The sequence below is a fragment of the Micromonospora sp. NPDC049089 genome, from assembly GCF_040648775.1.
GTDB lineage: Bacteria > Actinomycetota > Actinomycetes > Mycobacteriales > Micromonosporaceae > Micromonospora.
Genome location: NZ_JBEZEH010000240.1, coordinates 1 through 9,950, shown reverse-complemented (window position 1 = coordinate 9,950; position 9,950 = coordinate 1). Strand labels below are relative to the sequence as shown.

8 protein-coding genes and 1 pseudogene are annotated in these 9,950 nt (G+C 72.0%); 4 read left to right on the top strand and 5 right to left on the bottom strand.

What is annotated here, in order from left to right:
* Together AB0B48_RS29190 and AB0B48_RS29185 are read left to right on the top strand one after the other, a co-directional pair.
* On the top strand, positions 1 to 1,766 hold a 1,766-nt coding region (locus AB0B48_RS29190), incomplete at its 5' end, for a TRAP transporter fused permease subunit (protein WP_357207083.1).
* Positions 1,763 to 2,770 (top strand): TAXI family TRAP transporter solute-binding subunit, encoded by a 1,008-nt coding sequence (locus AB0B48_RS29185; RefSeq protein ID WP_357207081.1) that lies wholly within the window; start codon positions 1,763 to 1,765, stop codon positions 2,768 to 2,770. The genes AB0B48_RS29190 and AB0B48_RS29185, both read left to right, overlap by 4 nt.
* Before the next feature lie 9 nt (positions 2,771 to 2,779).
* Here AB0B48_RS29185 and AB0B48_RS29180 read toward each other — a convergent pair whose 3' ends face one another.
* A complete protein-coding gene (locus AB0B48_RS29180) occupies positions 2,780 to 3,316 on the bottom strand; it encodes a hypothetical protein (protein WP_357207079.1) in 537 nt (178 codons plus the stop codon).
* A pseudogene (dnaG, locus tag AB0B48_RS29175) lies at positions 3,317 to 5,219 on the bottom strand (DNA primase). It lies immediately after the preceding gene.
* A 113-nt stretch (positions 5,220 to 5,332) separates the two neighbouring features.
* Between dnaG and AB0B48_RS29170 the strand changes: the two are divergent.
* Positions 5,333 to 6,538 (top strand): low temperature requirement protein A, encoded by a 1,206-nt coding sequence (locus AB0B48_RS29170; protein ID WP_357207077.1) that lies wholly within the window; start codon positions 5,333 to 5,335, stop codon positions 6,536 to 6,538.
* Between the two features lie 7 nt (positions 6,539 to 6,545).
* On the opposite strand, the gene AB0B48_RS29165 is transcribed toward AB0B48_RS29170, so the two are convergent.
* From AB0B48_RS29165 to AB0B48_RS29155, 3 genes are all read right to left on the bottom strand, one after another.
* Complete coding sequence (locus tag AB0B48_RS29165) at positions 6,546 to 7,394, bottom strand: siderophore-interacting protein (RefSeq protein WP_357207075.1); 849 nt, start codon at positions 7,392 to 7,394, stop codon at positions 6,546 to 6,548.
* Positions 7,395 to 7,409: 15 nt separating this feature from the next.
* Positions 7,410 to 8,675 (bottom strand): deoxyguanosinetriphosphate triphosphohydrolase, encoded by a 1,266-nt coding sequence (locus AB0B48_RS29160; protein WP_357207073.1) that lies wholly within the window; start codon positions 8,673 to 8,675, stop codon positions 7,410 to 7,412.
* Between the two features lie 101 nt (positions 8,676 to 8,776).
* The gene (locus AB0B48_RS29155; RefSeq protein ID WP_124860192.1) at positions 8,777 to 9,130 is read right to left on the bottom strand and encodes a VOC family protein; all 354 of its coding nucleotides are present in this window, start codon (positions 9,128 to 9,130) and stop codon (positions 8,777 to 8,779) included.
* Between the two features lie 252 nt (positions 9,131 to 9,382).
* On the opposite strand from AB0B48_RS29155, the gene AB0B48_RS29150 reads away from it, so the two are divergent.
* Positions 9,383 to 9,883, top strand: coding sequence for a roadblock/LC7 domain-containing protein (locus tag AB0B48_RS29150; protein WP_357207070.1), 501 nt, complete (start codon positions 9,383 to 9,385; stop codon positions 9,881 to 9,883).
* Positions 9,884 to 9,950: the final 67 nt, after the last annotated feature.

Genomic DNA, 9,950 nt, shown 5'->3' with positions numbered 1-9,950 from the left:
GCCCCACAGTGACCGACGGGGCTCTGCGCGCCCGGGCGGTCGCGGCCTGCCTCTCCCCCGACCTGCCGATCCGGATCGGCAGCGGTGGCGGCGGCTACAACGCGTTCCTCGACCGGCAGGGCCTGCTGGCGGCGACGGATCTGGTGCTGGGCACCGTCCTCTTGCTCCTGCTGCTCGAAGCGTGTCGACGTGCCACCGGTTGGATCCTGCCGGCGGTCTGCCTGCTGTTCCTCGGCTACGGCTACTACGGCGGGTTGTTGCCGCAGTCCTGGCCGGTCGCGCACGCCGGGCTCGACTTCAGTCAGCTGGTCGACGCGTTCTACAACTCCGACAGCGGCTTCTACGGCACGCCGCTCGACGTGGCCGCCTCGTACATCGTGCTGTTCACCATCTACGGCGCGGTGCTGGAGTTGTCCGGGGCCGGGCGGTTCTTCGTCGACTTGTCGGCCGCGGCGTTCCGACGTTCCCGGACCGCCGCCGGGCGGACGGCGGTGGCCTCGGGTTTCCTGCTCGGCACCGTCTCCGGCTCCGGCGCGGCGACGACGGTGAGCATCGGCGCGGTCACCTGGCCGCTGCTGCGCCGCGCCGGCTACCCACCGGAGCGGGCCGGCGGCATGCTGGCCGCGGCCGGGGTGGGCGCGATCCTCTCCCCGCCAACCCTGGGTGCGGCGGCGTTCATCATCGCCGAGTACCTGGGCGTCTCGTACCTCCAGGTGCTGGGCTGGGCAACGGTACCGACGGTGCTCTACTACCTCGGCATCCTGCTCGCCGTGGAGATCGACGCCCGCCGCTCCGGCGTACGCCCGGTGGTGATCGACGTCGGCTCGCCCTGGCGGCTGCTGGCCCGGTTCGGCTACCACTTCGCCTCACTGATCGCCATCATCGTGTTCCTCGCCATCGGTGTGTCCGCGACAAGGGCCGTCGTGTTCGCCATCGTCCTCGCCGTCGTGCTCTCCTATCTGGACCGGGCGCACCGACTCACCCCGGGCCGGCTGGTGACCGCGCTCGTCACCGGCGTACGCGGCGTCCTCGCCGTCACCGCGGTCTGCGCCGCCGCTGGCATCATCACGGCGACCACCACGAAGACCGGCCTCGGGCCGCAGGCGGCGGCGCTGCTGATCGGCGGGGCGCAGGCGGCCACGTCGGACCCGACCCTGGTGCTGGTGCTCACCGCGCTGCTCGCCGCCGTCGCGCTCAGCCTGCTGGGCCTGGCCGTGCCGGTCACCGCGTCGTTCGTGATCGGTTGGGTGATCGTCGGTCCGGCCCTGCTCGACCTGGGCGTCACCGCGCCGGCGGCGGCGATGTTCGTCTTCTACTTCGCGGTGCTGTCCGAGGTGTCCCCACCGACCGCGCTCGCCGCGGTGGCCGCCGCCGCGGTCACCGGCGGCCGGCTGGTGCCGACCATGTGGCAGACCCTGCGGTACGCGCTGCCGGCCTACCTGACCCCGATCGCGTTCGTCATCACGCCGGCCGGGCTCGGCCTGCTCGGCATCGGTGGCGTCCAGCGGATCGCCTTCGCCGCCGGCGTCACAGCGCTCAGCGTGGCGGTGCTCGCCGTCGCCGCCGGTGGCTGGCTGCCCGGTGTGGGCCCGGCCGGCGTACCGGAGCGGGTGCTGGGCGCTCTCGCCGGCGTCACATTGCTCTGGCTCGAACCCGTGCCGGTCACTGTCGGCGCAACGCTGGCCGCCGTGGCGGCGGCGGGCGTGTTCGTCCGACGCGGCGCCGCCGGCCGACCACTGTCCGATCCTTTGAAGGAGAAACTGTGAGACGAATCGACGTACGGCTCGCGGCGGGCCTCAGCGTGCTCGCCCTCGTCGCGGGTTGCGGAGGTCAGCAGGGCGGCGCGGCCACTGACGACACGGCCAGCGAGGTCACCTGCGAGGTGACCAAGGAGACCCGCGTCGGCATCGCCACCGGCAACGCGACAGGCGTCTACTACGTGGTCGGCAACGCCCTGGCCGGGCAGTTGTCCGAGGCGACCGGCGGCAAGCTCACCGGCACCGCCGCCGAGACCGGCGCCTCGGTGCAGAACGTCGAGCAACTGGTCGCCGGCCAGTACGACGTGGCGTTCTCGCTGTTCGACACGGCGGTCAACGCGGTGGAGGGCAAGGGCACCTTCACCGCGCCGCAGCCGGTGCAGGCGCTGACCCGCATCTACGACAACTACACGCAGGTGGTGGTCCGCAACGACGCCGGGATCACCTCGGTGGCCGACATGCGCGGCAAGCGGATCTCCACCGGCTCACCGAAGTCCGGCACCGAGGTGATCGCGAACCGGCTGTTGCAGGCCGCCGGTCTCGACCCGGCCAAGGACATCCGGGCGCAGCGACTGGACCTCACCAAGACTGTCGAGGGGATCAAGGACGGCAGCGTCGACGGCTTCTTCTGGTCCGGTGGTCTGCCCACCGGTGGCCTGACCGACCTGTTCACCACGGCCGGCGACGCGGTGAAGTTCGTCGACATCTCGCCGTTGCTGCCGAAGATGACCGTGCTGAGCCCCGGCTACCAGGAGGGCACGATCGGCCGGGACGCGTACAAGACGGCGAGCGACACCCCGACCATCGTCGTGCCCAACGTGCTGCTGGTCCGCAAGGACCTGGACGCCAACGTGGCCTGCGCGATCACCCGGACGGTGTTCGACAAGCGCGACGCTCTGGCCCAGGCCAACCCGGCGGCCAAGGGGATCACGCTGGAAAAGGCCCGCCGGACCCTGCCGGTGCCACTGCACCGCGGCGCCGAAAAGGCGCTGAACGACCTCGGCGCGAACTGACCCGACCGGTCAGCCGTCGGCCGGCGCGGTGGCGGCGCGGGCCACACCGACCAGCCGGTCGGTGTCGGCGAGCACTGCCTCGTCATCGGTCGGAGTGCCGGGGTCGAGTCGGACCGTCCAGGTCAGACCGTCGACCCCGGCCACGCGTCGGGCCGCGACCCGCGCCGCGCCGCCGGGCACCGGCTGGTGCTCGGTGTACGCGACCGAACGGGTCACCCGGGCCCGCACCTGGTGCGGCAGCTCCCCCGGGTCGAGCAGCAGGTACGTCTCGGCCGGACCGTCGGCGACCACGGTGTAGCCGTCGCGCTCGACGACGGGCTCGGCGGGGGTGACTGTCAACTGCCGGCCGGACCAGACCGCCTTGAGGATGGTGTGCCAACCGAGCCGGTGCCCTCGACCGGGCAGCCACAACCCGAGGTTCGTGGCGACCACCACCCCGTCGCCCTCGCCGTTGCCGGCGGCGGCCCAGGCCACCACCCGCTCGTCGGCGGTCAGCGGCGGCCGGTCGGCCGGCGGCAGCTTCGGCTTGCGGCTGAACAGTCCCATCTAGAGGCCTCCCGCAGCCTGCTCGCGCAACGCCCGGGCGTGCTGCTCCAGGGACAGCAGCTCACCGAAGGCGGCGAAGTACTCGTCCTTGTTGTTGACCGGGTTGATCCGCTGGATGCGTGACTTGAGGTCCCGGACCCGGGCGGTCACCGACCCGAACTGCACCCGGGCCATGGTGATCGACACGTAGCGCGGGTCCGGTTCGCCGTCGATCCGCAGTGGTTCGACGGCCAGCTCACCGACCAGCGCCGCTGCCGCCAGGTCCTCGCAGGCGTCGCGGACCGACTCGATCCAGACCGCGCCGCCGGTCGCCGACACGGCACCACCGGCCGCCGCGATGGCCGTACGCACCGCGACGTGCACCGGGTGGCGGTATTCGGTGGCCTCGATCGTGTCGAACATCGGCCCGGCCAGGACCGGTTGCTGGAGGGCGAGTTTGAGCGCCTCCCGCTCGACCATCGACTGCGGGCTGTCCACCGCCGGTTCGGGGCGGGCGGAGGTCGGCCGGGCGGCGGGGGCGGCCTCGCGGGTGCCGGACGGCGCGGTGTTGCCGGCGGCGAGCACCGCCCGCTGCACCGGTTCGATCTCCATGCCGAGGTCCATGGCGAGCTTGCGGACGTACTCCGGGCGCTTCTCCCGGTCCTTCAGGCGCGCGACCAGCGGCGCGGCGTGGCGCATCGCCTCGACCCGGCCGTCGACGGTGTCCAGGTCGAAGCGGCTGATCACGTGCCGCAGCGCGAAGTCGACGAGCGGCTCACGGCGGGCGACCAGGTCACGCACCGCCAGGTCGCCCTTGGCCAGCCGCAGGTCGCACGGGTCCATGTTGTCCGGGCTGACCGCGATGAACGTGCGCCCGACGAAGCGCTGGTCGTCTTCGAAGGCGCGCAGCGCGGCCTTCTGCCCGGCGGCGTCACCGTCGAAGGTAAAGATGATCTCGCCGGCCACCTCGTCGCTGTCGAACAGGAGCCGGCGCAGGACGGAGATGTGGTCCGCGGCGAAGGCGGTGCCGCAGGTCGCCACCGCGGTGGTCACCCCGGCCAGGTGACAGGCCATCACGTCGGTGTAACCCTCGACGATCACCGCCCGACCCTGCTTGGCGATCTCCCGCTTGGCCTGGTCGATGCCGTAGAGCACGTGCGACTTCTTGTAGATCGGCGTCTCGGGCGTGTTCAGGTACTTCGGGCCGTCGTCGTCATCGAAGAGCTTGCGCGCGCCGAAGCCGATCACGTCGCCGGCGAGGTCGCGGATCGGCCAGAGCAGCCGGCGACGGAACCTGTCGATCAGGGTGCCGGAACGGGACTCCCGGGACAGCCCGGCGGTGACCAGCTCCTGGTGGGTGAAGCCCTGCTGGCGCAGGTGCTTGGTGAGCGGGTCCCAACCCTCCGGCGCGAAGCCACAGCCGTAGCGCTCGGCGGCGGCCCGGTCGAAGCCCCGGCGGGCCAGGAACTCCCGTGCCGCCCGCGCGCCGGCGGTGCTCAGTTGCGCGCTGTAGAACTCGACGGCGGCGGCGTGCGCGGCGACCAGGCGCTGCCGCTGACCCTGCTGCGGGCGGGGACGCGGGGTGCCCTTGTCGTCTTCGATGTAGCGCAGTTGGATGCCGGCGCGGCCAGCCAGCCGCTCGACGGACTCCACGAAGCTGAGATGGTCGGCGTCCATCAGGAACTTGATCGCGTCCCCGCCGGCCCCGCAGCCGAAGCAGTACCAGACGTTGCGGGCCGGGGACACGTTGAACGACGGACTCTTCTCGTCGTGGAACGGGCACAGACCCTTGAGGTTGCCGCCGCCAGCGGACTTCAGGGTGACCGTCTCGGAGATCACATCCCCGATCGAGGTGCGTTCCCGGACCAGTGCGATGTCCTCGTCCCGGATCCGCCCAGCCATGCGCCACCCCCTCGCCGTACATCCTGCCCTGCCGGACCGACGACACGCCGGCCGGGGGACGCCGGTGTGGCGGCGGCCGCTGCCGGCTCGGCGGTTCCGGCCCGCCGGCCGGGTCCGCGCGGGGACCATGACCAGATGCGCCGGGTACGCAGCCAAGCCCCCCGCCTGCCGAGATGGCTGGCCGGCCGGGTCGGGCTGCCCGAACAGACCCCGGGTGCGGACGAGGCAGGACACCGCCACGCCACCTGGCTGGAGCTCTTCCTCGACATCATTTTCGTGTACGCGCTGGCGGCGGTGGTGGCTCGGCTGGGTGACGAGCCGAGCCCGTCGCCGACCGACGTACTGGCCGTGATCGGGCTCTTCGTGGTGATTCAGTGGGCCTGGATGGGACAGGTCTACTACGACACCCGGTTCGACCCGGACGACGCGCTGCACCGGGTGCTGGTGCTCGTCGCGCTCGTGGGCGCGGGCGCGATGACCCTCGGGGTCGACGAGGTGCCGGAGAGCGTCCTCCTGCCCATCGGGTACCTGATCGTGCGGGGTGTGCTGCTCCTGCTGTACCTACGCGCCCGTTCCACCAGCCCGATGGCCCGGATGGTGACCACCATCTACCTGATCGGCTTCGGGTCGGGCTGGTTGATCTGGTTGGTGTCGCTGATCGTGCCCACCGAGCTGCGGCCCGTCCTGTGGATCGTCGCCATGCTGATCGAACTGTCCACGCCCTGGGTCGGGGCGCGTTGGCTCAACCGCTGGCCGGTGGACAACAGGCACCTGCCGGAACGGATCGGGCAGTTCACCATCATCGTGCTGGGTAGCGCGCTGGCCAGCCTGCTCTTCGCCGTGCCGGACCATCCCCCGCCACACATGATCCTCACCGCCGCGTTGGCATTCCTGATCCCGGCGGCCGTCTGGTGGGTCTACACCACATTCGTCACCACCCGCCTGCTCCAGCGCCGGCTGCGCGGCGGCCAGGCGTACAGCTACCTGCACATTCCGCTCGGCGGTGCGCTGCTGCTGCTCGGCTGGTCACTCGGGCAGGTGGTCCGGCTGGTCGACGACAACGCCAACCACCTGCCGCTGGAGTTGCGGCTGCTGCTCGGCGCGTCGATGGTGATCTGGACGCTCTGCGGTCTCGCCCTGTACTGGCTGTGGACCCGGCCGAGCGCCGCCCGGTTCGCGATCGCCGTCTACGGGGTGGTCTCGGTCTCGCTGATCACCGTGACTGTGCACCAACCGAGGCTGATGCTGTCGCTGCTCTCCCTGGCCGTCGTCGGATACGCCGTCCTGGTCAGCCGGCGACTGGCCAAGGCCGGTCAGGCGAACCAGACGCCCGAGGGCTGAGCGGCGCTCAGGCCACAGCGGCCGGCTCGGCGACGCTCGTCTCCTCGGCCGCCACCTGCTGGTTCCAGTCGGCCTTGGTGGAACGCCAGCCCTCGTCGTCCATGCCCCGCCGCCAGTAGCCGGAGATGGAGAGCCGGTCGAGGGGAACGCCCCGCTCACCGCGCAGCAGCCGGCGCAACTCCCGGACGAAGGCGGCCTCGCCGTGCACGAAGGCGTGCACCTGGCCGGCCGGGAACTCCAACGCGCGTACCGCCGCGACCAGCGCCTCACCAACCGGGCGTTCGCCGCGGTGCAGCCAGGTCAACTCGACCGCCCCGGGGCTGAGCAGCTTCTGCTCCTCCGCCGGATCGGCGATCTCCACGAAGACGTGGGCCGGGGCACCCAGCGGGAGGCGCTCCAGCGCGGCGGCAATCGCCGGCAGGGCGCTCTCGTCACCGGCCAGCAGGTGCCAGTCCGCGTCCGGGTTCGGGGCGTACGCGCCGCCGGGGCCGACGAAGTGCACCGGATCGCCGGCACGCAGCGCGGCGGCCCACGGACCGGCCAACCCCTCGTCGCCGTGGTGCACCACGTCGACGGTCAGCTCCCCGGCCAGCGGATCCCAGCGCCGCACGGTGTACGCGCGCAGCCGGGGCCACTGCTCCCGGGGCAGGTCCCGGCGGATCGCGGCGAGGTCCAACGGCTGCGGGTACGCGACGTTCGGCTGCGGGAACACCACCTTGATGTAGTGGTCGGTGAACTCGCCCACCGGCAGGCCGACCAGTTCGTCCCCACCGAGGACGAGCCGGATCAGGTGCGGGGTGGGCCGCTCGGTGCGCAGCACCCGGGCCGAGGTGACGTTCCTGGGGCGTTCCGTCATGTCAGTTAGGTTAGCCTAAGTTGGCTCGTGCTCGGCCGGGGGTGTCCCCTTGCCGACCAGGCGGGTGTGCCAGGCCACCGCCGCCGGGTCGGTGAGCGAGGCGACCTGGTCGATCACCACCCGCAATCTGGCCCGGTCGTCCGGGGCGGCCCGCCACAGCGGGACGAAGATCGGGTCGAGCCCTTCCGGGGCATTCCGGACCAGCGCGGCGACCAACTCCGCGAGCATCGTCCGCTGCCGCTCGTAGCGGCCCCGGAAGCCGCTGCGACGCATCACGTACCGCAGCGCTATGCCCTTGAGCAGCGCGCACTGCGCCCGTACCAGGCGGGGCACCACCAGGTCGGCGGCGTAGCGGCGGTGCGGGCCCGGACCGAAGCGTTCCTCCGTCGCCGCCACCGCCGCGGACACGAACAGCCCGGTCACGCCGCTGGTGGTGGCCTTCAACGCGACCTGCGCGCGATGGCTGCCGTCGTAGCCGGCGAGCGGGGCGAGCAGCGGACCGGCCAGCAGATCGACGAGCACCTCGGCCAGGTCCGCCTCGGACTCGCCGGAGTAGGCGGCGGCCACGTCGGCGCAGAGCGCGGCCCGCTCGTCGGCGTCCGTGAGCAGCGGGTGCAACGTGACATAACCACCGTGGATGCCGTCCTCCACGTCGTGCACCGAGTACGCGACGTCGTCGGCCCAGTCCATCACCTGGGCCTCCAGGCAACGCCGGTCGCCGGGTGCGCCGGCCCGGATCCAGTCGAAGACAGTTGCGTCGTCGGCGTACACCCCGAACTTGCGCTCCCCCGGCCGGCGCGGCCAGGGGTACTTGCCGATCGCGTCCAGCGACGCCCGGGTCAGGTTCAGCCCGGCGGACGAGCCGTCCGGGGCGAGCACCTTCGCCTCGAGGCGGGTCAACACCCGCAGGGTCTGCGCGTTGCCCTCGAAGCCGCCGCACGGCGTGGCGAGCAGATCCAACGCAGCCTCGCCGTTGTGCCCGAACGGCGGGTGCCCGAGGTCGTGCGCGAGCCCCGCGACGTCCACCACGTCCGGGTCGCAGCCCAGTCGGGAACCCATCTCCCGGGCGATCTGGGCCACCTCCAGCGAGTGGGTCAGCCGCGTACGCAGGAAGTCGTCGGTGCCGGCGGTGTGCACCTGGGTCTTGGTGGCCAGCCGGCGAAACGCCGCCGAGTGCAGCACCCGGGCCCGGTCGCGTTCGTACGGCGACCGGCGATGCCCGGTGTCCTTGGGCGGCTCCTCGACCAACCGGGCGTCCGCCGCCCCCGGCTCACTTCTCACGCAGCCGGCACAGTTCGCGACTGCGGGGCTCGCAAGACCGGCTCACTCCTCGCGCTCACGGCGACACCGCTGTTCGCGACTGCGGGGCTCGCAAGACCGGCTCACTCCTCGCGCTCACGGAGTACGCAGAACTCGTTGCCCTCCGGGTCGGCCAGCACCGTCCACTCGACGTCGCCCTGACCGATGTCGACGTGCCGGGCGCCCATGTCGACCAGGCGCTCGACCTCAGCCTCCAGATCGGCGGGGCGCAGGTCGAGGTGCAGCCGGTTCTTGCGTTCCTTGCCCTCGGTCACCGGCACGAAGACCAGGCCGGGCAGGCGGTCGGCGGACTGGCGGATCTCCACCTCGTCGGGCTTCTCGGTGACGACCTGATAGCCGAGCGCCTCAGCCCACCAACGGGCCAGTCGGGCCGGATCGCGGGCGTCGACAGTCAGGCTCTCCCAGACACTCGTCATGCAGTCACCTCTTCCCGTTCGACGCGGCGCCCAATCGGCCGTGTACGAGCGAGCCAAGGTTACGCCCGCCACCACTGCCCGACCTGCTCACGACGCATCGATGAATGGCACACAACCACCGATTGGCCCCCAGTTGCCGACCGATCGCCGAGGGTTACGGTCTCGCGGTCGGAAGTCGCCACCGGTAGCGTTCCCAGCGCGGAACGTGACCAGCCGATGACACGCAGAGCCGACCGGTGAGGGGTAACGCTCGTGGACGCAGACACGGTGATGGGACCGGAGCTACGCGGGCTGCGCCAGCGCCGACCCGACATCGCCGGCACGGTGCTCGCGGGCACCGACGGCCTGCTCATCTCCAGCGACCTACCCAGCACCGACGCCACCCATCTCGCCGCGCTCGCCGCCGCGAGTTTCGGGCTCGGGCACCGGGTGGCCGACACCGTCCGGCATGGTGAGTTCCGGGAGTCGGTCGTGTGCACCACAGCAGGGTGCGTGGTCACCTATCCGGCCGGGCGCAGCGCCCTGCTGACCCTCGTCACCGCGTCGGCGGCGGACGACCTGGAGGCGCTGCACGAGGAGGCACGGGTGGTGGCCCGTCGGGCAGGGTCGTTCCTGGACATTCGCGGCGCGGGCATCGGCGCGACAGCCGTACCGGACGCGCACGCCCCGCTGGCCACGCGTACCCCGATGGCGACCCTGCCGGCGCAGTTGCGCCGCTCGTCCCGACCAACCTGGCGTCGTCCGCCGATCTGAACGCCGACGGCGGCCCGGTGACCGGGCCGCCCCCGGCATGCCGCAACGGGTGTCGCACCCCCCCGTC

Bases quoted from the DNA above. Each gene is read 5' to 3' on its own strand.
- AB0B48_RS29165 (WP_357207075.1), bottom strand. From the start codon at position 7,394: ATGACGGAACGCCCCAGGAACGTCACCTCGGCCCGGGTGCTGCGCACC.
- AB0B48_RS29170 (WP_357207077.1), top strand. From the start codon at position 5,333: ATGCGCCGGGTACGCAGCCAAGCCCCCCGCCTGCCGAGATGGCTGGCC.
- AB0B48_RS29180 (WP_357207079.1), bottom strand. From the start codon at position 3,316: ATGGGACTGTTCAGCCGCAAGCCGAAGCTGCCGCCGGCCGACCGGCCG.
- AB0B48_RS29155 (WP_124860192.1), bottom strand. From the start codon at position 9,130: ATGACGAGTGTCTGGGAGAGCCTGACTGTCGACGCCCGCGATCCGGCC.